Annotated in this window: 24 protein-coding genes; 20 read left to right on the top strand and 4 right to left on the bottom strand. The window is 48.3% G+C overall.

Going from position 1 to position 25,802, the window contains the following annotated elements:
• Positions 1-177: 177 nt before the first annotated feature.
• Positions 178-1,437 (bottom strand): ammonium transporter, encoded by a 1,260-nt coding sequence (locus tag Q7P67_RS10750; RefSeq protein ID WP_303852021.1) that lies wholly within the window; start codon positions 1,435-1,437, stop codon positions 178-180.
• Positions 1,438-1,686: 249 nt separating this feature from the next.
• On the opposite strand from Q7P67_RS10750, the gene Q7P67_RS10745 reads away from it, so the two are divergent.
• The 13 genes from Q7P67_RS10745 (at position 1,687) to Q7P67_RS10685 (ending at position 13,918) form a co-directional block, all read left to right on the top strand.
• Positions 1,687-2,406, top strand: a complete 720-nt coding sequence (locus tag Q7P67_RS10745; protein WP_303852019.1) for a glycosyltransferase family 2 protein — start codon at positions 1,687-1,689, stop codon at positions 2,404-2,406.
• The gene (locus Q7P67_RS10740) at positions 2,393-3,055 is read left to right on the top strand and encodes a lipid-A-disaccharide synthase N-terminal domain-containing protein (RefSeq protein WP_303852017.1); all 663 of its coding nucleotides are present in this window, start codon (positions 2,393-2,395) and stop codon (positions 3,053-3,055) included. Before Q7P67_RS10745 ends, Q7P67_RS10740 begins: the two co-directional genes overlap by 14 nt.
• Positions 3,003-4,694, top strand: coding sequence for a glycosyltransferase family 39 protein (locus Q7P67_RS10735; RefSeq protein WP_303852015.1), 1,692 nt, complete (start codon positions 3,003-3,005; stop codon positions 4,692-4,694). Before Q7P67_RS10740 ends, Q7P67_RS10735 begins: the two co-directional genes overlap by 53 nt.
• A gap of 76 nt (positions 4,695-4,770) precedes the next feature.
• Positions 4,771-6,072 (top strand): phenylacetate--CoA ligase family protein, encoded by a 1,302-nt coding sequence (locus tag Q7P67_RS10730; protein ID WP_303852014.1) that lies wholly within the window; start codon positions 4,771-4,773, stop codon positions 6,070-6,072.
• Positions 6,073-6,082: 10 nt separating this feature from the next.
• The gene (locus tag Q7P67_RS10725) at positions 6,083-6,514 is read left to right on the top strand and encodes an ACT domain-containing protein (RefSeq protein WP_303852012.1); all 432 of its coding nucleotides are present in this window, start codon (positions 6,083-6,085) and stop codon (positions 6,512-6,514) included.
• Positions 6,515-6,693: 179 nt separating this feature from the next.
• Positions 6,694-7,557, top strand: a complete 864-nt coding sequence (locus tag Q7P67_RS10720) for a branched-chain amino acid ABC transporter permease (RefSeq protein WP_303852010.1) — start codon at positions 6,694-6,696, stop codon at positions 7,555-7,557.
• A complete protein-coding gene (locus Q7P67_RS10715; RefSeq protein ID WP_303852008.1) occupies positions 7,554-8,489 on the top strand; it encodes a branched-chain amino acid ABC transporter permease in 936 nt (311 codons plus the stop codon). The genes Q7P67_RS10720 and Q7P67_RS10715 overlap by 4 nt, the downstream gene beginning before the upstream one ends.
• The gene (locus tag Q7P67_RS10710; RefSeq protein WP_303852006.1) at positions 8,482-9,234 is read left to right on the top strand and encodes an ABC transporter ATP-binding protein; all 753 of its coding nucleotides are present in this window, start codon (positions 8,482-8,484) and stop codon (positions 9,232-9,234) included. Before Q7P67_RS10715 ends, Q7P67_RS10710 begins: the two co-directional genes overlap by 8 nt.
• Entirely contained in the window at positions 9,227-9,952 is a 726-nt protein-coding gene (locus Q7P67_RS10705; protein WP_303852004.1) for an ABC transporter ATP-binding protein, read from the top strand. Before Q7P67_RS10710 ends, Q7P67_RS10705 begins: the two co-directional genes overlap by 8 nt.
• Positions 9,949-11,250 (top strand): phenylacetate--CoA ligase family protein, encoded by a 1,302-nt coding sequence (locus Q7P67_RS10700; protein WP_303852023.1) that lies wholly within the window; start codon positions 9,949-9,951, stop codon positions 11,248-11,250. Before Q7P67_RS10705 ends, Q7P67_RS10700 begins: the two co-directional genes overlap by 4 nt.
• Positions 11,234-11,818, top strand: coding sequence for an HD domain-containing protein (locus Q7P67_RS10695; RefSeq protein WP_303852002.1), 585 nt, complete (start codon positions 11,234-11,236; stop codon positions 11,816-11,818). Before Q7P67_RS10700 ends, Q7P67_RS10695 begins: the two co-directional genes overlap by 17 nt.
• On the top strand, positions 11,784-12,317 hold the full coding sequence (locus tag Q7P67_RS10690; protein WP_303852000.1) for a hypothetical protein: 534 nt from the start codon (positions 11,784-11,786) through the stop codon (positions 12,315-12,317). The genes Q7P67_RS10695 and Q7P67_RS10690 overlap by 35 nt, the downstream gene beginning before the upstream one ends.
• Positions 12,318-12,526: 209 nt before the next feature.
• Positions 12,527-13,918 carry an MATE family efflux transporter gene (locus Q7P67_RS10685; protein ID WP_303851998.1) on the top strand — a complete coding sequence of 464 codons (1,392 nt, stop codon included), beginning with the start codon at positions 12,527-12,529 and terminating at the stop codon, positions 13,916-13,918.
• On the opposite strand, the gene Q7P67_RS10680 is transcribed toward Q7P67_RS10685, so the two are convergent.
• Positions 13,899-15,836 carry an EAL domain-containing protein gene (locus tag Q7P67_RS10680; protein ID WP_303851996.1) on the bottom strand — a complete coding sequence of 646 codons (1,938 nt, stop codon included), beginning with the start codon at positions 15,834-15,836 and terminating at the stop codon, positions 13,899-13,901. The two genes, Q7P67_RS10685 and Q7P67_RS10680, sit on opposite strands and share 20 nt — an antisense overlap.
• Before the next feature lie 226 nt (positions 15,837-16,062).
• On the opposite strand from Q7P67_RS10680, the gene Q7P67_RS10675 reads away from it, so the two are divergent.
• The 3 genes from Q7P67_RS10675 to Q7P67_RS10665 all read left to right on the top strand — a co-directional run bounded on the left by Q7P67_RS10675 (position 16,063) and on the right by Q7P67_RS10665 (position 19,544).
• Positions 16,063-16,431 carry a response regulator gene (locus Q7P67_RS10675; protein ID WP_303851994.1) on the top strand — a complete coding sequence of 123 codons (369 nt, stop codon included), beginning with the start codon at positions 16,063-16,065 and terminating at the stop codon, positions 16,429-16,431.
• A 141-nt stretch (positions 16,432-16,572) separates the two neighbouring features.
• A complete protein-coding gene (locus Q7P67_RS10670; protein ID WP_303851993.1) occupies positions 16,573-16,911 on the top strand; it encodes a metalloregulator ArsR/SmtB family transcription factor in 339 nt (112 codons plus the stop codon).
• Positions 16,912-16,940: 29 nt separating this feature from the next.
• Positions 16,941-19,544 (top strand): PEP/pyruvate-binding domain-containing protein, encoded by a 2,604-nt coding sequence (locus Q7P67_RS10665; protein ID WP_303851992.1) that lies wholly within the window; start codon positions 16,941-16,943, stop codon positions 19,542-19,544.
• Here the strand turns inward: Q7P67_RS10665 and Q7P67_RS10660 are convergent.
• On the bottom strand, positions 19,487-19,777 hold the full coding sequence (locus Q7P67_RS10660) for a hypothetical protein (protein WP_303851991.1): 291 nt from the start codon (positions 19,775-19,777) through the stop codon (positions 19,487-19,489). The genes Q7P67_RS10665 and Q7P67_RS10660 overlap by 58 nt on opposite strands.
• Positions 19,778-19,950: 173 nt before the next feature.
• Between Q7P67_RS10660 and Q7P67_RS10655 the strand changes: the two genes are divergently transcribed.
• Both Q7P67_RS10655 and Q7P67_RS10650 read left to right on the top strand, forming a co-directional pair.
• Positions 19,951-20,736: a carbon-nitrogen hydrolase family protein gene (locus tag Q7P67_RS10655; RefSeq protein WP_303851990.1), complete on the top strand. Its 786-nt coding sequence runs from the start codon at positions 19,951-19,953 to the stop codon at positions 20,734-20,736.
• Between the two features lie 162 nt (positions 20,737-20,898).
• The gene (locus Q7P67_RS10650; RefSeq protein WP_303851989.1) at positions 20,899-21,108 is read left to right on the top strand and encodes a hypothetical protein; all 210 of its coding nucleotides are present in this window, start codon (positions 20,899-20,901) and stop codon (positions 21,106-21,108) included.
• A 22-nt stretch (positions 21,109-21,130) separates the two neighbouring features.
• Here Q7P67_RS10650 and Q7P67_RS10645 read toward each other — a convergent pair whose 3' ends face one another.
• A complete protein-coding gene (locus Q7P67_RS10645) occupies positions 21,131-22,483 on the bottom strand; it encodes an HD-GYP domain-containing protein (RefSeq protein ID WP_303851988.1) in 1,353 nt (450 codons plus the stop codon).
• Between the two features lie 137 nt (positions 22,484-22,620).
• Between Q7P67_RS10645 and gltX the strand changes: the two genes are divergently transcribed.
• Together gltX and Q7P67_RS10635 are read left to right on the top strand one after the other, a co-directional pair.
• A complete protein-coding gene (gene gltX / locus Q7P67_RS10640; protein WP_303851987.1) occupies positions 22,621-24,087 on the top strand; it encodes a glutamate--tRNA ligase in 1,467 nt (488 codons plus the stop codon).
• A 10-nt stretch (positions 24,088-24,097) separates the two neighbouring features.
• Positions 24,098-25,774, top strand: a complete 1,677-nt coding sequence (locus Q7P67_RS10635; protein ID WP_303851986.1) for a glutamine--tRNA ligase/YqeY domain fusion protein — start codon at positions 24,098-24,100, stop codon at positions 25,772-25,774.
• Positions 25,775-25,802 lie beyond the last annotated feature (28 nt).

The following is a 25,802-nucleotide window of genomic DNA, read 5'->3' as shown; positions in this document are numbered from 1 at the left end:
AGAAATGTTTGGGATAGAGAATGATATGGGTAAAAAACAGCTATTTGCCGCAATATAAATCAGAAAAAGAGAATAAAAAGATAAAGAGACAAAAAACGCCGTACTTCTTTCGAAATACGGCGTTTGTCAGCAATCTGAGGGAGCCGAAGCTCCCTTTTCAATATAAAGAAAACGATCTTAGTTGTACGCTTTCTCTCCGTGCTGATTAACGTCCGTACCCTCTGCCTCCTGTTCAGGTGTAACCCTGATGCCGATAGTGGCTTTAAGAGCAAATGCAATAACCAGTGTAACTACGAACGAATACAGACCTGCGGAAAGAACGCCGATCGTCTGAATACCAACCTGTGCAGCGTTTCCGCTGATGAGACCTTTTCCTTCCACAGCAAGAACACCTGTCATGATGGCTCCGAAAAGACCGCCGACGCCGTGGATTCCGAAAACGTCCAGAGAATCGTCAAGTTTCAGTTTGAACTTGAGTCTGATGGCATAGCAGCAAAGCACGCCCACCAGAAGTCCGAGAACAAGTGCGCCCCATGGGGCAACAAAGCCTGCCGCAGGTGTGATTGCAACCAGACCTGCAACTATTCCGGAAGCAACGCCCAGTGCGCTGGGTTTGCCGTGTGTCCATTCAATGAGCATCCAGCTTACGCCTGCTGCTGAGGCGGCTATCATTGTGTTTGCAAATGCAACGCCTGCAAGTGCATTTGATGCAAGAGCGGATCCTGCGTTGAAACCGAACCAGCCGAACCACAGAAGACCGGCACCGATAAGTGTCTGTGTAAGGTTATGGGGAAGGATGGCAGTTTTCTGGAAGTCTCTTCTGTTGCCGAGAACTATTGCAAGCGCAAGAGCTGCGCAACCGGAAGAGAAGTGTACAACCGTACCGCCCGCAAAGTCGAGTGCGCCCATTTTAAACAGCCAGCCGGAGCCTGCCCACACCCAGTGTGCAACGGGGGCGTAAACCACGATTACCCACACAACCATGAAGATAACCCATGCGGAAAACTTCATTCTTTCAACGATAGCACCTGATATAAGTGCGACGGTGATTATCGCGAACATGCCCTGAAACATAGCGAAAACAGAAAGGGGAATGGTGCCTGAGAGCGCTGTCATAAAATCGCCTCCCAGCATCAGATACTGCATCCCGCCCACGAATGGGGATTCTGTTTCGCCGAATGCCAGCGTAAAGCCGATTACCGCCCAGACAACGCCCACAACAGTAAGCGCCGTGAAGCTGTAAAGGAATGTGGAAAGAACGTTTTTCGCCCTGACCATACCGCCGTAAAAAAGTGCAAGACCGGGCAGCATGAGAAGAACGAAAGCAGAAGACACAAGAAGCCACGCTGTGTCGCCTGTGTCAAGCGTAGGAGCCTCGTCGGCAAATGCCGCAAAGGACGTAAGAAGCAGAAGTGTTGTTAGCAGTGATTTTTTCATATTTGTCACCCCGTATTTTAATCAGTGAGCTTATATGCAAACCGCGTGCCAATTAAACGGAAACTGCTGAATGCGCGTTTGTCATAATATTAACATCTCATATGGTCATATTATCACCATCATGTGGTTATCTTTTAATCATGCACCCGATGGTGAACTAATTTGTATTTGGAGTTGTCTAAAAACGGTAAATATGATAGTTATCTCTGTTCATATTTATTGAATAAAGAAATGCCAGCAGGATGCCGGATGGAAAAAATATCATATGTGATACCAGTTTATGACGAGGAAGACAACCTCGAACCCCTTTATGAGCAGATAAAAAGCGTCTGCGCAAAGGTTGGCGGCGAATATGAAATATTATTCATAGACGATTACAGCCGTGACAAAAGCCTTGAGATAATAAAGTCACTCGCAGAAAAAGACCCTTCTGTCAAATATATAGCGTTTGCAAAAAACACAGGACAGTCTGCTGCGCTCTATGCGGGCTTTCAGCACGCCTCCGGTGATATTATAATCACCATGGATGCCGACCTGCAGAACGATCCGGCGGATATACCGGAAATGCTCAGGCTGTACGGCGAATACGATATGGTGAACGGCTGGAGACACAACCGGAAGGATACCCTGTCCAAGCGCCTTGCCAGCAAGTTCGGCAACAGAATACGCAACGCTGTGATAAAAGAGGATATACACGACACAGGATGTTCGCTGAAAGTTATGCGTGCGTCCATGCTCAAGCGCATTAAAATGTATAAAGGACTCCACAGGTTCCTTCCCGCCATGATGCGCATGGAGGGGGCAAGGGTGGTTGAGATGAAGGTCAACCACAGAGAACGTTATTCAGGCGTTTCAAAATACACCAACCTGAAAAGGGGATACGAGGCGCTTTATGACCTAATCTGCGTAAGGTGGATGCAGAAGCGCTATCTCAATATAAGCATCAGGGAGAACAATGTCGGCTCTTAACCCAGCAGTGCTTAAAACAGCTCTCATTGCGTTCGGTTTTGCCGGACAGGTGCTTTTCTTTATGCGGTTCATACTGCAATGGCTCTATGCCGAAAAATATAAAAAGAGCGCCGTGCCTATGTCTTTCTGGTATTTCAGTCTGGCGGGCGGCTTCGTACTTCTTACATATGCGATACTTGTTAAAGACCCGATATTTGTTCTGGGTCAGTCCACAGGCGCAATCATTTATCTCAGGAATATCTCTCTGGTAATGAAGGAAAAAGGGACCAGACCCCGTTCGTTCGGATTCTGGATGGTCATAATGCTCCTTGTCTATTTCGGAATGGTTGGCATTGCCGCTTACTATTTCCCCGATGTGGTCAGCAAGGACAAACCTCATTACACAGGGTTCATATTTGCGGTGGGCATCATCGCACAGGGTATGTTCTTTCTGCGTTTCCTCGTTCAGTGGATTATGTCGGAAAGAGCTAAAAAGAGCGTTTTTCCCGTTATGTTCTGGTGGTTCAGTCTTGGGGGCAGCGTTCTGCTTTTAATATATTCAGTAATGGTACACGATGCGGTGTTCATCGCCGGACAGAGTGTCGGAATTTTAATTTATGTCAGAAACCTATACTTCATCAAACTTGAAAAACAGCCTCAGCCTGATTGAGGATACCAGATTCTACATATTTCTGGCGCTGTATTTCATAGCTCTTCTGCTTCCGGCTTACTGGCTGGATATTATGGAAACTACAGATGCGCGTTATGCCGAGATAGCAAGGGAGATGCTCCGCAACGGGGACTATATCACCCCTTTTTATAATGGTATAAAGCATTTTCATAAACCTCCGTTAACATACTGGATGACAGCGTTCGGGCTTGACATCTTCGGAGTGAATGGTTTCGGCGCAAGGTTTTTTCCCGCTGTATTTTCTGTTATGACATTGATATATACGCGCAAAACTGGTTTCGCCCTCACCGGCGACAGGGACAAGGCGCAGCTTTCCGTTCTTATTCTTGCTTCTTCGCTTCTTTTTCTGATAGTAAGCCGTGTTATTTCAACTGATATATATCTTACTTTTTTCACTGTCGCCGCGCTTTATTACATGTTCGAGCAGATATACGGCTCTAAAACCATTAAGAATGCGCTTATGACGGGTATTTTCTTCGGTCTGGGATTTCTTACCAAAGGTCCCATAATTTTCCTGTTCACTCTTCTGCCGTTTCTGGTTGTCTGCTTTTTCGACAGAGACCACAGAAGGGCTTTCGGATGGCTTGACTGGCTTTTAATGCTTGTTATGTTCGTTGTCGTCGCGCTTCCGTGGTACATTGCGGTTGTGATGGCGAACGACGGACTTCTGAGATATTTTCTGTATGACCAGACGGTTGAACGGGTAGCGGATGCCGAGAGGTTCAGCAGATCTCAGCCGCTTTATTTCTTCCCGCTGGTTATTCTTGGAACTTTTCTGCCGTGGCTGTACTATTTTTTTGCAAACATCCGCAACAGCAATTTTGTTAAAGGCGGCTGGCATATATATCTTTATGTACTTGTTCCGTTTATCGTTTTCGAATGTTCGGCGAGTAAACTTGCGACATATATTCTGCCTTTTTATCCTGTGATGGCTGTTCTGGCATCGGGAAGGGCGGAGCGTCCGCTGATTCCAAAAGCCATAGGATATGTCTTTGTGTTTCTTGGCGTTCTTACAGCTCTTGTTCCGGTTTTTGTTGACCACCTCCGCGAGTTCTGGATGTATATTGCCGGCGGTGCTGCTGCCTACGTTTTCCTTATCACCACGCTGATAGAGAAGAAGTGGTTTCTGCGCAGATATCATTTTTCCGTGGCTGCGTCGCTGATTCTGCTGACGCTCCTGATATACGGCGGTATGACCTTTGCAGGTCCTTATATCAAGGGCTACAGACTTTCCGGTGAGGACATTAATAAATTTGACCCGCAGGGCAAATATGATATTGTGATTTACAGCGCGTTCACCCCTTCGCTCAGCTTTTATGTGGACAGGGTTGTGCCCATCGTTTTCGGTAAACGGCGCGAGGTACAGTTCCAGCAGTACGACGACTATAAGAACGTGTGGATGAATACCAATGACGAACTGATAGACTATCTTAACCGGAGGGACGAATATATCCTTTTCACTTACAGAAAGAACGTTGACCGCTACATAGCGCTTACGGGGGACAAATGCACTCTTTTCTCCGACAGAGGGGAGAAGAAGGTTGCATATTTCTGTAAGAAAGGAACGCGTCCCGGACATGAAGTTCGTTCCGCCGACCTTTACAGATATATACCCTGATTAAACTGAATTGGTTTGACATTTTGCTCCTGTCTTGTTAAGTTTTTCTACCGCCACAAACGGATTGGAGCGTGCTATGATCTGGAACCAGCAATATGAGACCATGCCGCGGGACGAACTGCGGAAACTTCAGCTATTAAGACTGAAACAGCTTTGCGAAAACGTTTACCACAGGGTACCTTTTTACAGAAACGCGTTTGATAAGGCAGGCGTTAAACCGGAAGACATCAAATCACTGGACGATCTTCAAAGACTCCCTTTCACATACAAGCAGGATATGCGGGATAACTACCCGTTCGGTATGTTTGCCGTTCCTCAGGAACAGGTTGTACGCATACACGCATCCAGCGGAACTACAGGAAAACCCACAGTTGTCGGGTACACCGCAAGAGATGTTGACACATGGGCGGAGCTTATGGCGAGAACAATGTCCGCGGCAGGCGTGGGCAGGGGAGATATCCTCCAGAATGCCTACGGCTACGGTCTGTTCACCGGCGGTCTCGGTGCACACTACGGCGGCGAAAAGATAGGTGCATCCGTTATCCCCATTTCCGGCGGAAACTCAAAGAAACAGCTTATGCTGCTGAAAGACTTCGGTTCAACGGCTATTTCATGCACCCCAAGCTATGCTCTCAGCCTCTACGAAACGGCTGTGGAAGAGGGCATAAATATAGATGAACTGAAACTGAGGGTCGGTATTTTCGGTGCGGAACCCTGGACAGATGCCATGCGTCAGGAGATAGAGGCGAAGTGGAAGATAGACGCGCTGGACATCTACGGTCTCAGCGAAATAATAGGACCCGGTGTCGGTTACGAATGCGTTGAAGAAAAACGCGGAATGCACATCAGCGAAGATCACTTCATTGTTGAGACTATCGACCCCAAAACGGGCGAGGTTCTCCCCGCAGGGGAAGAGGGCGAGCTTGTCTTCACCACCATCACAAAAGAGGCGATACCGCTCATCAGATACCGTACGCGCGACATCACAAGCCTGATAACAGATCCCTGCAAATGCGGACGTTCGTCCGTGCGTATGCGGAAGGTTACCGGCAGAAGCGACGATATGCTCATCATCCGCGGCGTGAACGTGTTCCCGTCACAGGTGGAGGCAATCATCGTCACCAAAAAGGAGCTTTCGCCCCATTACCTGCTTATTGTGGACAGGGTTGATAACATGGACACTCTTGAGGTTCAGATAGAGCTTGCCGAAGGCGTCTTTATGGATACCATCAGCAAACTTCAGGAGCTTGCAAAAACCGTCGAAAAAGAGATCAAAGACATGATTGGCGTCACCTGCAAGGTACGCATCGTTGAACATAAAACCATAGCCAGAAGCGAAGGCAAAGCTATGCGTGTTCTTGATAAAAGAAAGCTATGAGAGGTGTAATATGAAACTTCAGCAGATTTCAGTTTTCATCGAGAATCAGTCCGGAAGACTTTACGACGTAACAAATCTTCTCGGTCAGAACGGCATAAACATCAGGGCGCTCTCTCTGGCTGATACATCGGATTTCGGGATTTTAAGACTCATCGTAAATAATCCTGAAAACGCGTATAAGATACTGAAAGACAACGAGTTTACCGTTGGACGCACAGAGGTTGTCGCTGTCGAGGTTAAGGACGAACCCGGCGGGCTTGCGGAAATTCTGGGTGCTCTCAGCAAAAACGAAATAAACGTTGAATACATGTATGCGTTCGTTGAGCCGTCAGGCGGCAACGCAATCATGATATTCCGTTTCGACGAAACCGACAAGGCTGTGGAAAAACTCACCGCCGCGGGTTTCACGCTTGTTCCGGGAAACAGGATTTACGGGATATAACATCTGCTTTGAATTTTTATCCCCCATTTGATAAAGGGGATTAAAGGGGATTTACATTAATTCCAATTAAATCCACCCAAATCCTCCTTTTTTGAAGGAGGGAGCAGGAAGCAATCACATTTCGGTGGTTTTTCATGTTCACTGCTAATCCTGCAAAATAAATTTACGGACGGTTATTGATGCAATTTTTGTATTCGGGGCTGACCAGCGGGAGTATATACGGTCTGGTTGCTCTGGGGTTTAACATTATCTACAACACCACGGGACTGATAAACTTTGCGCAGGGGGAGTTTGTAATGCTGGGCGGAATGCTCATCTATTCCCTGTTCTGCGTATTTGAGGTTCCTTTTTACACCGCTCTGCCTCTGACCCTTCTGGGGTGTTTCATAATAGGCGTGCTTTACGAGCGTGTTTTCATCAACCTTGCCAGATATAAGACCGAGATAAATCTCGTTACGCTGACCATCGCCGCGTCAATTATAATGCGCGACGTTGCCATGCATATCTGGGGCAGGGACAGTCTGCGGGTTGACGACTATATCCCGGTTGTCAACGTACAGATGCCCGGCGGGGTCATCTCCAGTCAGAGCATACTTATTATTGCGGTTTCCATGCTTGTTGCGTGGGGACTGAATATGTTTCTGAAAAAATCAAAATACGGCAAGGCAATGCGTGCCTGCTTCGACGACCAGACGGCGGCGGAGACCTGCGGAATAAATGTCCGCAGCGTCCGTATAATGTCGTTTGCCGTTTCATCCGCAATGGCGGGGATCGCAGGTGTGATAATCTCACCCATAACATTTGTCACATACGACGACGGTATAATGATAGGTCTTAAAGGGTTTGCAGCGGCTATCCTCGGCGGTCTTGGCAATTTCTGGGCGGCTGTTGCCGGCGGTCTTCTGCTGGGCATATTCGAGAGTTTTTCCGCCAGCGTGATACCCTCCGGATACAAAGATGCAATGGCGTTCTTTGTTATCCTGCTGATACTTTTCCTTAAACCCGATGGTCTGTTCGGACGCAAGAAGGCGACAAGAGTATGAAAAGGCTTAATTTCACTTTCTTAGTCCTGATGGCGTGTGTTCTGGGCTACATAGGCACTCAGGTTACGAACGAGTATTACATCGGCGTTGCGACTCTCCTGCTCATACATGCGGTGAACGCCACGGCGCTTAATATTCTTCTGGGCTATACGGGCATCATTTCCATAGGTCAGGCTGCATTCTTCGGGCTGGGTGCATACGTTGCGGCGGTGCTTTCCACAAATTACGGCATAAACCCGCTCCTCACCATGCCCATAGCGGCGGCGGCTGCATTCGTGCTTGCGTATATGGTGGGATCCCCAATACTAAAGCTCCACGGCAACTACCTTGCAATGGCGACACTCGGCATGGGTATGATACTCTATATCTTCATGAACGAGATGGACTTCATAACAGGCGGTCCATCCGGTTTTGTGGGCATCGGCGACATAATAATCGGTAAATTCGATCTTGCGGACGAGAAATCGTTCTTTGTGTTTATGAGCATCATATTTATGGTGTTCCTGCTCGTCTGCGAGCTTTTCGATAAATCTTTTCTGCACAACAAGCTAAAGTTCATCAAAAACTCCGAGAGTGCGTGCAGAAGCTACGGAATAACCCCTGCCAGAACAAAAGTGATGGTGTTCGCTTCCATGGCGGCGCTAACGGCGTTCAACGGCGCGATATTCACCTTTTACACCCACTTCATAAGCCCCGTGTCGTTCAGCTTCAAATATTCGGTGGAGCTTCTGGCAATGGCGACTGTGGGCGGTCTGGGATATATAACCGGAGGCGTTATAGGTGCTGTTCTGCTTGGTCTGGTGCCGGAGATTTTTTCGGCTTTCGAGGAATATGAAATGATAATCTACGGCGGTCTGCTTGCCGTTGTCATAATGTTCCTGCCGGGCGGTATAGCCGGAACTCTGAAAAGGCTGGTGAAGAGAAATGCTTGATATAAACAATATCGGAGTCAGCTTCGGCGGCGTACACGCGCTCAGTAAAGTAACTTTCACTATGCCCGACAAAGGCATATCTGCACTTATAGGTCCCAACGGTGCGGGCAAAACCACGCTTTTCAACGTCATCACAGGTTTTGTCACTCCGAAAGAGGGCACTGTGAAATTCAGCGGCGAGGACATCACCGGAAGCAGGTCGGAGCAGGTGTTTCTGAAAGGAATATCCAGAACCTTTCAGAACCTTAACATCATTCCCGAACTGACCCTTCGTGAGAATATGTATCTCGGTTTCATCGGCAAAGAAAAACCTTCGGCTCTTGCCACAATGATGCGGTTTAACCGCGGCTACTGGAAAGAGACCACTAAACGCATAAACGACTGTCTGGATTTCGTGAACGTCACGGAATATGCGGATATGACGCCAGGCAGCGTGCCTTACGGCGTTCTGAAAAATTTTGAACTGGGCAGGGCTTTTATGTCCAGCCCGAAACTGCTTCTGCTGGACGAACCTGCCGCGGGGCTTAACCTTGCGGAGAAGGAGAATCTGGCGGGTATGGTGCGCAAGATACAGTCCATGGGCATCTGTATTCTCATGGTGGAGCACGATATGCAGTTCATCTCGTCACTGGCGGATTTCGTTGTGTGCCTGAACTTCGGTCAGGTTATCGCTGCGGGAACGTATGCGCAGGTGCGGGAGAACAAGGATGTGCTGAAAGCGTATCTGGGGGATGAGGATGCTTGAGGTAAAATCACTTTCTGTTTCATACGGCGCTGTTCAGGCTCTTTCAAACGTTTCGGTGCACGTTGCACCGGGCGAGTTCGTTTCCCTCATAGGGAGCAACGGGGCAGGAAAAACAACGCTTCTGAACAGTATAATGAATATAATAGGCAAATCCAAAGGCTCAGTTACCTTCGACGGAAAAGAGGTGACGAAGCTGAGAACGCCTAATATCGTCGGAAAGGGGATGGCTATCGTGCCGGAGGGCAGACGCATCTTTTCCAACATGACGGTGCGGGAGAACCTTGAGATGGGCGGTTTCAAACGCCCTGCGGCGGAGGTTAAGACGAAGCTGCACCAGATGTTCGAGCTTTTCCCCGTTCTTGAGGAGCGCCAGACCCAGACCGCAGGGATGCTTTCCGGCGGCGAACAGCAGATGCTTGCCATAGGCAGGGCGCTGATGACCGCGCCGAAACTTCTGCTGATGGACGAACCTTCCATGGGGCTTGCGCCCCTTGTCATTAAGGAAGTTTATGAGAAACTGAAAGTTCTGGCGGCGGGCGGGCTTACCATCCTGCTTGTTGAGCAGAATGCCACCATGGCGCTGAAATATGCCCAGAGGGGCTATGTTCTGGAGAACGGACGCATCATTCTTCAGGGCAAAGCGTCCGAGCTGCTCGGCGACAACGAAGTGAAAAGAGCATATCTCGGAAAGGAGTACAAGGAAAAATGGGAGAGATGAAATTCTGGCAGAAAGACGAAGAGACGATGCCTGTTGCACAGAGGCAGGTTTTTCAGCTGGAGAGACTCCAGACGACCGTTAACCGCGCCTATGAAAAGGTTGACTTCTACCGCAAAAAATTTGACGAACTTAAAATAAAACCGGATATCATCGGCGAGCTTTCCGATATATCCAAACTGCCGTTCACAACGAAACAGGATCTGCGGGACAACTACCCCTATGGCATGTTTGCCGTGCCACTGCGCGATATCGTGCGGATACACTCTTCCAGCGGCACCACAGGCAAGCCCACAGTCGTGGGCTACACAGCGAGCGACCTTCAGCAGTGGAACGACCTCGTTTCAAGAATCATGGTCGCAGGCGGTGTCAGCCGCGAGGATATAGTGCACGTTTCCTTCACATACGGTCTGTTCACAGGCGGCTTCGGACTGCACTACGGAGCGGAGAATATCGGTGCGTCCGTTATCCCCGTTTCCAGCGGAAATACTTCGAGACAACTTGCCATTATGGAGGACTATAAGAGCACCGTTCTTGTGGCAACCCCCTCATACGCCCTGCACATAGCGGAGACTATGGAAAAGGCGGGCATAGGCAAAGACAAGCTCAGCCTTAAAATTGCACTTCTGGGCAGCGAGCCCTGGGGCGACAAGGTAAGGGCGGAGATTGAAGAGCGTCTGGGCGTTCAGGCGTTCGACAACTACGGCCTCTCAGAGCTTATGGGACCCGGCATCTCGGGCGAATGTGAGTGCAAAAGCGGTCTTCACATTAACGAGGATTTCTTTTATCCTGAAATTATAGATCCCGCTACGTTGCAGCCTCTGCCCCTCGGCGAGAAGGGCGAACTGGTGCTTACAACGCTCAAACGTGAGGGTATGCCCCTCATAAGATACAGAACACGCGACATAACAAGACTTTACAGGGAAGAATGTTCCTGCGGCAGAACACTCATAAAGATGGAAAAAGCGAAAGGGCGCACAGACGACATGCTTATCATAAACGGTGTGAACGTGTTCCCGTCGCAGGTTGAGGAGGCGCTTTCAAAGGTTGACGGCGCATCGCCCCACTATATGATATTCGTCCGCAAAAGAGGCGCTCTTGACGAGATGGAGATAAAGGTCGAGGTTACGGAAGCTATCTTCTTCGACGAGATGAAGAAACAGAAGAAACTTCTGGAAGATCTTACGGCACAGCTTGCCAAGATACTGCTGTTCAAGCCGAAAGTGAACCTTGTTATGGGGCAGACGCTTGAAAGGTTCGAAGGCAAGGCGAAAAGGGTTGTTGATGAAAGAAATATCTGACAGAAGCGCAACGTTCTTCTATGAACTGGGCATCTTGCAGACCATGAAGCGTTCCGGTCAGGACTATCTCGGTTCCGGTACTCAGTCCATTGCCGACCATATATTCCGCACCGCCATGATAGGCTTTACTATGGCGAAGATGGTTCCGTGCGACGCGGACAAGGTACTGAAAATGTGTATGTTTCATGACCTTGAGGAATCCCGCACGGGAGACCTTAACTATTTGCAGCAGAATTATGTTAACTCGGACGATGAAAAGGCTCTGAGCCATGTGATCCACGGACTTCCCATTGAGGAGGAAGTCAACGTCTGCATCGACGAATACGCTGCACAGCAGTCATTTGAGGCGCTTATAGCAAAAGATGCGGATACCCTTGAGCTTATATTTTTTCTTAAAGAGCAGCTTGACAAAGGCAACAAGCAGGCGGAGAATTGGATAAGGGCTTCGTCACAAAGGCTTAAAACAGACATCGCGAAAGAGATTATGCAATCGGCAATGGAGAGAATGTATTACGAATGGTGGTACAGCAAAGATGAGAACTGGCGGCGCGGCAGTAAAAACTGGTAAGAAACATCCGTCACCGCTCCATACGGCTGCGCTCTGCATCCGGCTGGTGTTTTTCAGCGAAAAAGCGCTTTATGCCGTTTTTCTGAATAATGCACACATGTTCAATCTTGCCTGTATGTTCGTTGTCACCCTTTTTATCCCCTACAGGGACATGGAGGGAAATGTGGCGCCCGCAGGAGCGGACGGCATACTTGAAGGTGTTGTGTTCACCATGATATTCATCGGTCTTCTGGCGCTCTATCTGCCAAAAACGATGCCTGTCTTTCTCGGTTTTCTGCGGGTGATGTTCGGGCTTGAGGTAATGTCAATTTTTCTGCCTCTCAGTTTTCTTGTTCCTCCGCAATATCTCAAAGTATTCCACACTGTATTTCTGGTCTGGTATCTCAGCCTCGTTGTATACACCTACAGCCGTATCCGCGGTTTCGGTTATCTTCGTTCCACATTAATAGTTTTTCTGGTGTTCATCTTCCTGATGTTCATTCCGTCCCTTTTCGCCTGATAAACATTTGACTTGCTAATTATTTAATGCAGGGGTATATTTTTCAGACCAAAAAGAGAGGTGCAGAAAAATGATTGTATCGCGAATTAACAATCTTTGTGACTAAGAATAGAAATAGTTCAACCCTCTCGTCGTAACCGTTTCAATTTTTCAGATCACATTCAAGGCAAACCAGCAGCAACAATTTAGTATTCTTATTAGGTGCAGTTTTGGAAACTGATAATAATTCTATCGTCCATGCCAAAAGCGGCGGCGTTGGTGAAATGATTGCCATTGCCCTGCCGATGGTCATATCCAACGGATGTGAGACCATAATGGTTTTCACGGACAGGCTTTTCCTCTCCCGTCTGGGAGCGGAGCAAATGAGCGCCGCCATGGGGGGCGGTCTGTTCATGTTTACGATGATATCCTTTTTCGTGGGGCTTCTTGGATATTCGGCGGCAGTAACGGCGCAGTATTTCGGCTCCGGACAAAAGGATAAGTGCCCGACGGTGACTTTTCAGGCGGTGCTGACCGCCGTCAGCGCATATCCGCTGATACTTCTGCTGTTCATCCCGTTCGGACACTATGTGTTCAACATTTCGGGGCTTTCTCCCGTTCAGCTTGAGTATCAGTATTCATATTTCGACATACTGATGTATGGAAGCATTCTGATGCTTGTGCGTTCGGCTTTTGCCGGATTTTTCATCGGTGTGGGCAACACCCGCGTGGTGATGTTCTCGTCCATAGCGGCGATGGTGCTTAACGTTGTTTTCAGTTATGTGCTTATTTTCGGAAAGTTCGGCTTTCCCGCCATGGGTGTTGAAGGAGCGGCATACGGAACACTTCTGGGCGGTCTTTCCGCTCTTTTCATACTGGTATTTTCATATATGCGGTATGCTAAATGCTTCAACCTTGGTCTGAAGGCTACCTTCCGCTATGACCGCGAGATATTGAAAACGCTTCTGAAATACGGTTTTCCCGCGGGGCTTGAGTTTGTGCTGGGACTTGCGGCTTTCACCGCAATGATATTCATGTTCCATGCACGCGGAGCAGAAACCGCCGCGGCAGTGACAATAGCATTTAACTGGGATCATGTTGCGTTTGTGCCTCTGATGGGGCTTGAGATGAGTGTCACCAGCATTTTTGGAAGATATATGGGGGCAAAGCGTCCAGATATAGCTCACAAGGTGCTGTTTTCCGGCATAAAAACCGGAGTGTTCTACTCAACAGCGGTAACGTTCTTTTTCCTGTTCTTTCCGGCGATGCTCACGGACGTTTTCCGTCCGGCGCATTACGATCCGGCATTTGAAAATTCAAGGGAGCTTGCAGTGTTTATGATACGCACCGCGTCCATATACGTTATACTGGAATCGCTTATAGCGTCCTGCGCAGGTGCTCTGCGCGGAGCGGGCGATACATATTTCGCAATGCTGATAACCGTGGGCGGAACATGGCTTGTGGTTTTCGCGGTGTTCGTAAGTCTGCATGTGCTCGGTATGTCCATGCACACGGCGTGGCTGACAATGGTTCTGACATTTCTGACGGTGCCTCTGATGCTTATCCTCCGCTACCGCAGCGGGAAGTGGAGAGAGATAAATATTATCGGCAGTCAGCAATAAGTTTGTTGATAGTTTCGGGAGAGGAGGGTCTTGCGAGCAGAAAACCCTGAATATCGTGGCATTTGAAGCTGCGCAGGGTGTTCAGCTCGTCCTCCTGCTCCACTCCTTCCGCCGTAACCTTGAGGTTAAGCGTTTCCGCCATGGCTATGATAGCCTGAGTGATGGCGGCGTTATCCTTATCGTTCATGATGTTAGTGACGAACGAGCGGTCGATCTTCAGCCTGTCTATTGGGAAAAAGCGCAGGTAGTTCAGTGATGAATAGCCTGTGCCGAAATCGTCTATGGAGAGTTTCAGTCCGAGTTTTTTCAGATCTTTCAGTGTATCCAGAGTGCGGTCAACGTCCGTCATGAGAACACTCTCGGTGAGTTCCAGCTCTATGCAGGCTGGGTCAACCCCTGTCACTTTCAAAATGTTGCGGACACTGCTGAGAAAGTTCTTCTGTTTGAACTGCACAGCAGAGATATTTACCGACGTTATCAGTTTCTGTCCCATGACCGTTTCCCATTCTTTTGTCTGGAAACAGGCGCGGAGCAGAACCCATTCTCCGATCGGAAGTATCAGTCCGGTGTCCTCCGCAAGGGATATGAAGCTGGATGGCGGCATAATGCCTTTTTCCGGCTTGTGCCAGCGCAGGAGCGCCTCCACTCCGAACATCCTTCCGGTCTCTATGTTGTATTGCGGCTGATATTCAAGGTAAAACTCGTCTCTGTCCATTGCGTGGCGCAGATCGTTCTCCATGACCAGCCTGTACATCACTTTGCTGTTCATGTCGTTTGAGAAGAACTGAAAGTTGTTGCGCCCCTGTTCCTTTGCCTGATACATCGCCATGTCCGCGTTTTTAAGGAGGGTTTCGCCGTCCTGTGCGTCTGCGGGGAACATGCTTATTCCGATGCTGAGGCTGGAAAAAAGCTCATGTCCGTTGACGAACTGGGGTCTGGAAAGCATGTTCATCAGCTTTCCGGCTATGTGACTCACTGTTTTTTCGTCAACGTTGGTAAGGACTATTACGAACTCGTCGCCGCCCAGCCTCGCCACTGTGTCGCAGGAGCGGACGTTGGTTTTAAGGATGTTCGCGATGTTTACGAGGAGCTGGTCGCCTGTTGTATGCCCCAGCGTATCGTTTATGGTCTTGAAACGGTCAACGTCTATGAAAAGAATGGCGAAGGCCTCTTCGTTCCTTCTGGAATGTTCAACCATTATGCTTATGCGGTCAATGAGGAGCTGCCTGTTGGGAAGCCCTGTCAGCGTGTCGTAATATGCAAGGCGCTGTATCTTCTCCTCCGCTTTTTTGCGCTCGGTGATATCCTGAATGGTGCCTACGATAGCTTCCGGCGCCCCTTCGCAGTCTTTCAGCAGTGCCTTTGAAAAAATCACATTGCGCTGGGTTCCGTCGGGCATTGTGACTACGGTTTCATATGGCTTGAGCCTGCCTGTGCCGAGCACCTGCATATCGGTTCTGGCGCACTGAAACTTCCAGTCGTGGGGGGTGATGTCCCGTACCGTCTTTCCCGAAAGTTCCTCTTTGGAAAGACCGATGTATTCTTCGAACATCTTGTTGCAGCCTATGTATTTTCCGTCAGGTGATTTGTAGAAGATAGGGTTGGGGATGGAGTCCATCATGGACTGGAGAAAGTTGAGTCTGCTTTTCAGCCTCTCCTGTTCGGATATATCCGCAAACTCGATTATCAGCGTGCTCTTGTCTGCGGAAAGAGATTTTATCCTGACGTCGTAAATTGCTGTTGTGCCGTCAATTTCAAACTCACGTCTGACGGTTGTTTTTCTGTCAACCGAGAGCCTGAAACTGTCTATTTCTTTTTTGAGAAGTGATATCATGCACTTTTTGCCGAAGTGGGTATGTGCGGCGCTGTTCAGGCGGGCAGGAGTGTCACCCTCAAGGAGGACGACCGGGTCGGACATATCTTCAAAAATAGTTTTGAAATTGTTGGAACTTAAAATGTCAGTCTCCGCAAAAACAATAATATATCACATTAACAGCTTTCTATTAAATTTTCAATAATCTGATTATATATGTGGTAAAATGAACTAACGGATAAAAAAAGTGTATTTTGACATTAATTCTTTATTCTGATTTAAAAACATGTATAATATGTTTTAAGACAATAGTTTTATAAGAAGGCAGCAGATGGATTCATTGGAAAAGCTGAAAGAGTTCAAAGTTCTTTATGTTGAAGACGATGACATCACACGAGAAATGGCTTCAAGAATGATTTCAAAATATTTTAAAGACATTGTTATCGCAGCCGACGGCAGGGAGGGACTTGAAAAGTTCTCCTCCGAATCGCCCGATATTGTCATTACTGACCTCTCAATGCCGGAAATGAGCGGTTTTGAAATGATCTCCCACATAAGAAAAATGAACCACGACGTTCCTATCATCGTAACAACTGCCTACCGAAATGAAACCGAGTGTCTTGAAGACGTCAACGCCGTTGTATTCAAACCTGTGAACAAAAAATTGCTCCTTCAGGCAATATCAAACCTTTACGATTGATTTTTCGTGAATTATGGCTAAATTTTAGCTATATAATAGTTTGATTTTTGACTATTTTGGGGCTATTATATTTTGTTCTGATTATTCAAGAGTTAACGGTGTTAACGCGAAGTCAGAATTATTTTTTTCAGGTGGGTTCTAATGAATTCAAAGGTCGAAGTTTTTAAAGCATTGGGAGATAGCAACAGACTGAGAATAGTTTGTATGCTGGGTGTTCGCGATCTGTGTGTTTGTGAGATCAATGCTGTTCTGCATATCTCTATGTCCACCATCTCTTCCCACTTAAAGGTGCTTCGCAACGCAGGCATCGTCACTTCCAAAAAAGACGGCAGATGGATAATCTACAGTCTGAACAGGAAAGACAGCTTTGTTGCGGATATCCTCAACGTTACCGTTGAAGGAATGAAACAGGACGAAACAGTGTCTCAGGACACACAGAAGCTGAAACACATCAACCCAAAGAACTGTTCGGAGCAGTAATTTTTAAAAAAAATACTGGCAGAGGTTGAATGAACAGACGTTTGTCGGGCAGCGGCATGGTTACATTAGCGGGCGGTTTACGTCAGGGTGACAGTGTCGTTTTTCAGATGGAAACACCGCAAAGCTATCTCCAGATAGCGGAAACATTGATTTCCGACATGGAAGGCTATAACGGAAAATTCCATTTTATCAGCTTCTGCCGGGATTTAAATCAGGATATTTCCTCAGACAATCTCACTGTGTTTCATGTTGACCCCTCAGCCGGATTTGAGCATTTTGTTGAGGAATGTTCCAGATATGTCATGAACGTTGACGACGGCGACATAATCCTTATGGACTGCCTCACCGGACTTATGGGTCATTGGGGTTCCGACTGGCTGATAGGTTATGCCTATCAGCTTATAATGGATTTTGCCAAGATGCGCGCGCTCACGACTTTCACAGCCATGCAGAGAAAATGCCACAGGCAGTTCACATCCAAAAAGATAACCGAGGTTGCCACTGTTTCGGTTCGCGTTATGCGCGACAACATGGGCAGATACTGCCTTGTCCCGCGGAAAGCGAAGGACAGACACTCTGCTGCGATGTACAAGCCGTATATAATGGAGCCAAAAAAAGGTGTTCGCCCCGTTCAGGACACACTTGAGGCACTGAAAATGCAGAATCCGCCTGACAGGCGGAGCGACATGCAGTATTTCAGTTGTCTGGACAATCTGTTCCTCGGTGACGAAAATGCAGACGGGCAGGAGGCTGTCAACAGGCTGTGCCGTGTTCTTCTAGGTATGGATGAGCGCATCCTCGAGCTTGCTGCGAAGAACTTCACCCTTGAGGAGATGAAGATAATCCGCAAGCGCACCATCGGTTCCGGCTTCATAGGCGGAAAGGCGGCGGGTATGCTCATCGCCAGAAAGATAATCCGTGAAAAACTCCCCCATCTTCTGAAATATTTCACAGAGAGCGACGACAGCTTTTTTCTTGGTGCTGACGCTTTCTATACCTTTCTGATATACAACAGCATATGGGACGACTACGTTTCTTTTTCTCACGAACCTGACGGCAATAAGAGCAGAAGACTCCACAGACTTGTGATGAACGGCAAGATGCCGCCGGAGATCCTTGAGCGCCTTGAAGACCTCGTTGACTATTACGGGCATTTTCCAATCATAGTTCGCTCAAGCTCACTTCAGGAGGACAGTTTCCAGAGTTCATACGCCGGACGCTATGAAAGCCGGTTCTGCATACTGACAGGCGACGACGCACAAATGCTCGCACAGCTTGCTGACGTTGTGAAATCGGTGTTCGCAAGTACTTTTGCCCGTGAGATGAACAGCTTTAAAAAAGCTACCAGACTGCACGACAGGGCGGACGTAATGTCAGTTATGATTCAGCGGGTTTCGGGCGTTTATCAGGGAGATTATTTCTTTCCGCACATAGCGGGAGTCGGACATTCCTATAACTCGTTTGTATGGGATAAAAAGATCGACCCGGAATCAGGGCTTTTGAGGTTGGTTGCCGGACTTGGAACAAGGGCTGTCAGCCGATGCGGAACGGATTACGCGCGCATGGTCGCCGTAAACAGACCAAACGACAACCCTATGCCGGGTGCAGAGAACAAGCGCATGTACAGCCAGCGGTGCATAGATGTTGTTGATACGGCGGCGAACAGGATAAGGGAAATAAAACCTTCGGATATAAATCAGGGGACGTTCAGACCATCCATGAACATAATAGCGTCCAGAGATTATGAAAGCGAAAAAACCGTTTACCGTGCTACGGGCGCGACAGTCTATTCGTGGATGGTGGATCTGGACTACGTTATAAACAAAACCTCAGTGGTAAAGACACTTTCCGAAGTGCTGAAAGCCCTTGAGGCGGAGTACAGCAGCCCTGTTGAGATAGAGTTCACCATCAGCTTTCAGGATGAGCAGCAGTATCTCATCAACATTCTGCAATGCAGACCGGTTCAGGTGCAGAGGATAAGCGACGAGGACAACCGTGCCGGAAGCGGCGAATTTACCGTTTTCAAAGCGAAGGGAACCTTCCTTGGCGGGAACAACTCCATACTGATAGACACCGTTGTGTATGTCAACTGGGAGGAGTACGTTCTTCTGCCTCCGGACAAGAAGAGAGAGTGCGCAAAGATAATCAGCGTACTGAATCAGCGGATAAAGGAGAGGGGATACAGCAGTATGCTCATGGGATACGGCAGATGGGGTTCCAGCGTCACCTCCCTTGGTGTGCCTGTCAGCTTTTCCGATATAGACGGGATGCAGGCCGTTGTTGAAATAGGCAGGATAGAGCGCGGGCTTGTGCCGGAGATGTCATACGGAACACACTTTTTCCACGAGGTTGTGGAATCGAAAATGACCTATATATGTGTGTTGGAAGATAAGAACAATTTTGTGATGGATGACACAATCCCTAAGGCTGTCAACATGATAAGAAAGGCTGTTGAAGAACCTGAAGGGCTTGAAAAAGTTATAGGCTACTTCAGATTCTCCAAAAAACCTTTAAGACTGGTTACGGACATCCGCACACGGACAGTGGCGATATACCGTGAGATTCAGCCGTGGTATTATTTACAGTCGCAGCCGCAGCCGCCCTCTTCATCTTCTTCACAGCCGTTGAGCTGATCTGTGTCGATGAGTGCGAGTTCGCCGTTTGTTATGGCTATGCCGACTTCCATACAGTTGTAGATAAACTCTTCAAAGCTCATTTCGTTCGCTTTCGCAGCTTCGTTAAGTTCTTCGAACATGGATTTTTCAAGATTGAACGCGAAGCTCATCATCTCTTCGGGAGTTGCACAGCCGTCGCTTTCGCAGCCGCATTTGTCTTCCTTATGGTTGTTTCCGCCGCAGCAGCCCATAGTTTCACCTCATTTTTTGATTATATGAAAATAACACAGGTTATTTTATCACTGATTTGTTGACTTGCTTTTATAAAGCCTGCCTCATACAATATGAATAACCAGAGTAACTGCAAGGTTTTTATCAGCTTTTGAACCATAATGCAAACAAAGACTTGTAAAAACGGTGGACAATGAAAATAGGTATCGCTCAGATATCCCACGGGCGGGACAAAAAAGGAAATCTTGATAAGATATTATCGTTGATATCAGAGGCGGGAAACAACTGCGACCTGATACTTTTTCCGGAAACCTGCATGGGCGTGAAGACCGACCGCCTGTCCCTTTCAGATATGGCGGAGGACATAGAAAACGGTGATTTCATTACTGCGGTGCGCGCTGCGTGTAAGGAATCGGACGTACATGCCTGTGTCTGTCTCTGGGAAAAAACCGAAACCTGTAAGGTTTACAATACAGCCGTTGTTGTAGCTCCGGACGGAAGCACAAAGGCGGTTTACCGCAAACTGCACCTTTTCGATGCTCTGTCCGTAAAAGAGTCCGACGATATGATCGCAGGAAGCGCTTTGCCGGAGATTTTTGAAGTCTGCGGGATAAAATGCAGTCTTGCGATATGTTATGACCTGAGATTTCCGGAGGTATTCCGCGCTTCCGCTCTCGCCGGAGCGGAGCTTTTCCTCATTCCTGCGGCATGGTATGCCGGAGAACACAAAGTTCAACACCTTCAGACCCTGCTTGCTGCAAGGGCGCTTGAAAACACCTGCTACGCTGCATGTGCCGACATATGCGGCGGCAGATTTTCCGGTCACTCCGCCGTATATTCCCCTTTCGGGCTTTGCGGGGCGGAAGCGGGCACTGAGGATGATGTAATTTTTGCGGATATATTGCATGAAAATATCTTATCTGTGAGGGGCGTTCTGCCCTGCCTGAAAAATCTGTCCACTGTATTCAGAAAACCGTAAATAACGTTTGGATATTCATGTATTTTTTTGCTGTCGTTTAACAGGTTTAACAAATATTGCATTAATTTGACATTAATTTTGGAACGAATGTGATATTGTGCGTTATCAAGTGACGTATAACGTCAAAAAAACATGTGTTCTGAATGATGCGGAGTTGACACGATGGCTAAGAAGTCCTTTGAATGCAAAGACTGCGGAGCAAAGATAACTGTTAAACAGGCAGGAGCAATCCGCTGTGACAATTGCGGCGCAATCTACAAATGCTACTTCGAAATTAAAAAGGAATCCAAGAAGAAAGTTATCCCCAAACAGGTGGCTCAGGAAGAGAAGCAGAAAACAATGCTTCAGTTCTTTGACAACAAAACCGCCTGACAGGCAGGAATATCACGGTTCATCACTGCAGTGCCGTGATGAACCTAATGTTCTTCTGACATATCCTGTTTTTCATTATGACATCTTTAAACAGTTCAAATGTCGCCATTTCTTCAGCCTGACTTAACTGTCTGACATCGTTTATCTCTTCGAAATTTTCAAGCACGGTGGAAGCCACCTTTACATCCAGCTTTCCGTTTTGAACCATCTCGTGAATTATCTGTGCCACCTGTTCTTTCCGCATGGAATGTCTGTAGGGGCGCTCTTCTGTCAGCGCGGTCACTATGTCGGCAAGAGCGAGGATGCGGCATCCCATATCCAGCTTATCGTCTGAAAGGTGGAAAGGATAGCCGGAACCGTCAAGATATTCGTGGTGGAATGCCGCCCAGTTCTTTATCTTGTCGAATATCTGAAAGGTGTTCAGTATAGAATAGGTGTAGTAGGGGTGCTTGCGGAGTATCATTATCTCTTCATCCTCAAGGGCGCTCTGCTTATAGAGTATTGATGAAGGTATAGCCAGTTTGCCTATGTCGTGTAGATATCCTGCTATCATCATGGATTTGCAGTCCCGTTCCGGAAATCCCATCTTTTCCGTAATCAGCTTGGCAACGGCGGCGACGCCAGCGGAGTGGTTGGCTGTGAACACACATCGGAAGTCTATGATACGGCTTAAAAGTTTTGCTGTTTCAAGAATACTGTTTATGTTCATGTTTATGTGCGAGAAACGGAATTTGTATTTAAGCAGCTTGTATTTCTCCTGTTCTTCGATGTCGAACCAGAAATACTCACGCTCCGCAAGTCTGTTGAACGCGGCGAGGTGTTCTGGGTTGAACTTTGTTCCGCCGAACCTGTTCACGTTTTCGATGATGCGGTTTTTCTGGTCAAGGGAGGGTTCGGAACGGTTCAGAAGAACGTCGATGCGGTCGGCAAGGTGAATGACCAGCGCACCGTCAGGTATAATTTCGTCACAGGTTTCCGCAAGGTGGTTTATTTCACCTCCGTATGGAGAGTGGTGGTATTTCACGAGGGCTGGCAGTTCGGGAAAGAGTTTCAGACAGGTGAGAAGGTGCGAACCGACTATTGCGTGGCAGTATTCCGAGTCTCCTTTTTTTTCGCTCGTGTCTGCCAGTTCAATGAATTCGTTCTCCATGACCACGCCTATGTCGTGTATGAGGGATGCAAGGACGATGTTTTCTATATCTTTTTCGGGCAGTCCCGCTTCGGCGGCTATACTTCCCGCTATGAAAGCGACGCGCTGATGATGATTGTTTATCATGGGATTAACGAGGTCAAGCGCCCTTGAAAGTGCGTAAGCTATGTCGAATGACGACGTGACGTATATATCGAAAGGATCTGAATCCAGCTTGTTGTTCATGGTATCTCCCATGTGCAGAAAACGCGTACCGCAGATAAAAATAATAAATGCTTCCGATGTTGAAAATAAACTTGGAATAAGTTAGTATAGCAGGTTAATCGGTATTGTGAATTAGATTTTTCTTTTCAGGAGTCAAAATGAGCGAAAATCGTATCAGGGTGCGCTTCGCACCGTCTCCCACGGGCTATCTGCACGTAGGCGGCGCAAGGACAGCCCTTTTTAATTACCTGTTCGCAAAAAAAACAGGCGGAACGTTTATCCTCCGCATTGAGGACACAGACAGAACACGCTTTCAGGAGGATTCACTTAAAGAGATATTCGACAGCCTGAAATGGATGGGGATAGAGTGGACGGAGGGTCCTGAAAAGGGCGGAGACTTCGGCCCTTATATCCAGTCTGAAAGGCTTGATATATATAAAGAATATGCACAGATACTATGGGACAGGGGGCAGGTTTATCCATGCTTCTGCACACCTGAGCGTCTGGAAAAAATGCGTAAAGAGAAGGAACTGCGCAAGGAACAGCACGGCGGATATGACAGAAGATGCCGCGAAATCTCCAAAGAAGAGGCTCAAAAACGCATAGATGCGGGAGAACCTTACGTTCTTCGTCTTAAAGCGCCTCTGGAAGGCAGTATTTCCTTTGTAGACGGCATCCGCGGCGAGATAGAGACTCCGGTGACAATGGTTGACGACACCGTGCTAATGAAAACCGACGGCTACCCCACCTATCACCTTGCAAGCGTTGTGGACGATCACCTGATGGAGATATCCCACGTTCTGCGCGGCGACGAATGGATAGCAAGCACACCCCGCCACATCCTGCTTTATAAGGCGTTCGGCTGGCAGCCTCCCGTCATAGCACATCTCCCCGTTATCCTTTCTCCCGACGGCGGAAAACTTTCCAAACGTAAGGGTGCTGCATCCGTAATGGACTACAAACGCGCAGGCTATCTGCCGGAAGCGCTTCTGAATTTCCTGTCGCTCCTCGGCTGGAACCCAGGCGACGACAGAGAGATAATGAGCGTTGATGATATAATCGAGGCGTTTGACATGAACCGAATCTCCGCCAAACCCTCTGTCTTTGATGAGGATAAGCTGACGTGGATGAACGGGCAGTATATGGAGCATTACGATTCCGCGAAGCTCCTTGCGGACGTTGAACCCATGTGGGCAGAAAAGGGTCTGCCGGTGGCTGACTTTTCCGCCGGATACAAAGAGCATGTGGTGTCGCTTTTCAGAGTGCGATGCAAAAAGGTCACAGAATTTGGCGAGAACGGCGGCTATTTCTTCAAAGACCCCGAAGATTACGACGCAAAACAGGCAGGGAAACAGTTCACAACGGCTGTTAAGCCTGCTTTCGATAAGATAGTTGAAAAAGCTGACGGTGTTGCCGATTGGAACAGAGCCGCTCTTGAAGGACTTTTCCACGGCATAGCCGACGAACTCGGAATGTCCGCAGGTAAGATAAACCCCGCCGTAAGGCTTGCCGTAACAGGCGTAGGCGGAGGTCCCGACCTGTTCGACATGCTGGAGCTTCTGGGCAAAGACTGTGTTAAACGCAGGGTTGCGGCGGCGTCCGCATGGATAGAAAAAAACGTTTAAAGGATTAAGCATGGAAGAAGAAGTATCCAAACCGTCCAATTTTTTGAAAAATATCATCCGCAAGGATCTGGAAGAGGGCAAGAACGACGGCAGAGTCCACACACGTTTCCCGCCGGAACCAAACGGATATCTGCATATCGGACACGCAAAGTCCATCTGTATAAACTTCGGACTGGCGCGTGAGTTCGGCGGTAAATGCAACCTGCGCTATGACGACACGAACCCCGTTAAAGAGGATGTGGAGTACGTTGATTCCATCCGGGAAGACGTGCGCTGGCTTGGGTTCGACTGGGAGGACAGAGAGTTCTATGCCTCCGACTATTTTGAATTTTTCTACGAATGTGCCGTAAACCTCATAAAAAAAGGAAAGGCATACGTCTGCGAACTGAACGCGGAAGAGATGCGCAAAACACGCGGAACTCTGAAAGAGCCGGGCGAGGAAAGCCCCTACAGAGACAGAAGCGTCGAGGAGAACCTCGACCTGTTTGAACGCATGAGAAAGGGCGAATTCGCCGACGGCGAAAAAGTCCTCCGTGCCAAAATAGATATGGCGTCGCCTAACATGAACATGCGCGACCCAGTAATCTACCGCATCGCACACGCACACCACCACCGCACAGGTGACAAATGGTGCATCTATCCTATGTACGACTTTGCCCACGGGCTTGAGGACTCGCTCGAAAGAATTACCCACTCCATCTGTACGCTGGAGTTTGAAGACCACAGACCTCTTTACGACTGGTTTCTGGAGGAACTGGGCGTTTTCCATCCTCAACAGATAGAGTTTGCGAGGCTGAACCTCACATATACCGTAATGAGCAAAAGGAAACTCCTGACGCTTGTTCAGAAAGGTTTCGTGAACGGCTGGGACGACCCCCGTATGCCCACTATAGCGGGACTGCGCCGCAGAGGGTTCACCCCCGAAGCGATAAGGAATTTCGCCGAGATGATAGGAGTTGCCAAAAGCAACAGCCTGGTGGACTACGGTCAGCTTGAATACTGCCTGAGGGAAGATCTTAACAAAGTCGCTCAGAGGGTCATGGTCGTCAGCGACCCGCTGAAAGTTGTCATTACCAACTATCCCGAAGACAAAGAGGAATGGTTTGAAGCGGAGAATAACCCTGAAAACGAGGCTGACGGCTCAAGACAGGTTCCTTTCTGCCGCGAGGTATACATTGAGCGGGACGACTTTATGGAGAACCCGCCTAAAAAGTATTTCAGACTGTCTCCCGGACAGGAGATGCGCCTTAAACACGCATACTACATAAAATGCGAAGAGGTCGTTAAGGATGCCGACGGCAATATTCTTGAGCTTCATTGCACATACGACCCCGCAAGCCGCGGCGGCTGGACGGAAGACGGGCGCAAGGTGAAGGGCACTGCCCACTGGGTAAGCGCAAAACACTGCATTGAGGCTGAGGTCAGGATGTATGAGCACCTTTTCAGCACGCCGAATCCCGACAAGGCTCCTGAGGGAATGGACTTCACAGCGAACATCAATCCCGATTCGCTGAAGGTTGTAACCTGTTTTGCGGAGCCATCGCTGAAAGACGTTGAGCCGATGCAGAGATATCAGTTCCTGCGGGTGGGATACTTCACAAGCGACAAGGATTCGAAACCCGGAAAGCCCGTGTTCAACAAGACCGTAGGTTTAAAGGACAGCTGGGCGAAAGAGCAGAGTAAATAAGAACTTCTTAAATGAAAAACAAAAGGCG

The sequence above is a fragment of the Seleniivibrio woodruffii genome (genome assembly GCF_029267515.1).
Taxonomy (GTDB): domain Bacteria; phylum Chrysiogenota; class Deferribacteres; order Deferribacterales; family Geovibrionaceae; genus Seleniivibrio; species Seleniivibrio woodruffii_A.
The sequence above is the reverse complement of the archived record's forward strand: the minus strand, read 5'-3'. Positions and strand labels throughout refer to the sequence as shown.

Bases quoted from the DNA above. Each gene is read 5' to 3' on its own strand.
- Q7P67_RS10750 (WP_303852021.1), bottom strand. From the start codon at position 1,437: ATGAAAAAATCACTGCTAACAACACTTCTGCTTCTTACGTCCTTTGCG.
- Q7P67_RS10745 (WP_303852019.1), top strand. From the start codon at position 1,687: ATGGAAAAAATATCATATGTGATACCAGTTTATGACGAGGAAGACAAC.
- Q7P67_RS10740 (WP_303852017.1), top strand. From the start codon at position 2,393: ATGTCGGCTCTTAACCCAGCAGTGCTTAAAACAGCTCTCATTGCGTTC.
- Q7P67_RS10735 (WP_303852015.1), top strand. From the start codon at position 3,003: ATGTCAGAAACCTATACTTCATCAAACTTGAAAAACAGCCTCAGCCTG.
- Q7P67_RS10730 (WP_303852014.1), top strand. From the start codon at position 4,771: ATGATCTGGAACCAGCAATATGAGACCATGCCGCGGGACGAACTGCGG.
- Q7P67_RS10725 (WP_303852012.1), top strand. From the start codon at position 6,083: ATGAAACTTCAGCAGATTTCAGTTTTCATCGAGAATCAGTCCGGAAGA.
- Q7P67_RS10720 (WP_303852010.1), top strand. From the start codon at position 6,694: ATGCAATTTTTGTATTCGGGGCTGACCAGCGGGAGTATATACGGTCTG.
- Q7P67_RS10715 (WP_303852008.1), top strand. From the start codon at position 7,554: ATGAAAAGGCTTAATTTCACTTTCTTAGTCCTGATGGCGTGTGTTCTG.
- Q7P67_RS10710 (WP_303852006.1), top strand. From the start codon at position 8,482: ATGCTTGATATAAACAATATCGGAGTCAGCTTCGGCGGCGTACACGCG.
- Q7P67_RS10705 (WP_303852004.1), top strand. From the start codon at position 9,227: ATGCTTGAGGTAAAATCACTTTCTGTTTCATACGGCGCTGTTCAGGCT.
- Q7P67_RS10700 (WP_303852023.1), top strand. From the start codon at position 9,949: ATGAAATTCTGGCAGAAAGACGAAGAGACGATGCCTGTTGCACAGAGG.
- Q7P67_RS10695 (WP_303852002.1), top strand. From the start codon at position 11,234: ATGAAAGAAATATCTGACAGAAGCGCAACGTTCTTCTATGAACTGGGC.
- Q7P67_RS10690 (WP_303852000.1), top strand. From the start codon at position 11,784: ATGAGAACTGGCGGCGCGGCAGTAAAAACTGGTAAGAAACATCCGTCA.
- Q7P67_RS10680 (WP_303851996.1), bottom strand. From the start codon at position 15,836: ATGTCCGACCCGGTCGTCCTCCTTGAGGGTGACACTCCTGCCCGCCTG.
- Q7P67_RS10675 (WP_303851994.1), top strand. From the start codon at position 16,063: ATGGATTCATTGGAAAAGCTGAAAGAGTTCAAAGTTCTTTATGTTGAA.
- Q7P67_RS10670 (WP_303851993.1), top strand. From the start codon at position 16,573: ATGAATTCAAAGGTCGAAGTTTTTAAAGCATTGGGAGATAGCAACAGA.
- Q7P67_RS10665 (WP_303851992.1), top strand. From the start codon at position 16,941: ATGAACAGACGTTTGTCGGGCAGCGGCATGGTTACATTAGCGGGCGGT.
- Q7P67_RS10660 (WP_303851991.1), bottom strand. From the start codon at position 19,777: ATGGGCTGCTGCGGCGGAAACAACCATAAGGAAGACAAATGCGGCTGC.
- Q7P67_RS10655 (WP_303851990.1), top strand. From the start codon at position 19,951: ATGAAAATAGGTATCGCTCAGATATCCCACGGGCGGGACAAAAAAGGA.
- Q7P67_RS10650 (WP_303851989.1), top strand. From the start codon at position 20,899: ATGGCTAAGAAGTCCTTTGAATGCAAAGACTGCGGAGCAAAGATAACT.
- Q7P67_RS10645 (WP_303851988.1), bottom strand. From the start codon at position 22,483: ATGAACAACAAGCTGGATTCAGATCCTTTCGATATATACGTCACGTCG.
- gltX (WP_303851987.1), top strand. From the start codon at position 22,621: ATGAGCGAAAATCGTATCAGGGTGCGCTTCGCACCGTCTCCCACGGGC.
- Q7P67_RS10635 (WP_303851986.1), top strand. From the start codon at position 24,098: ATGGAAGAAGAAGTATCCAAACCGTCCAATTTTTTGAAAAATATCATC.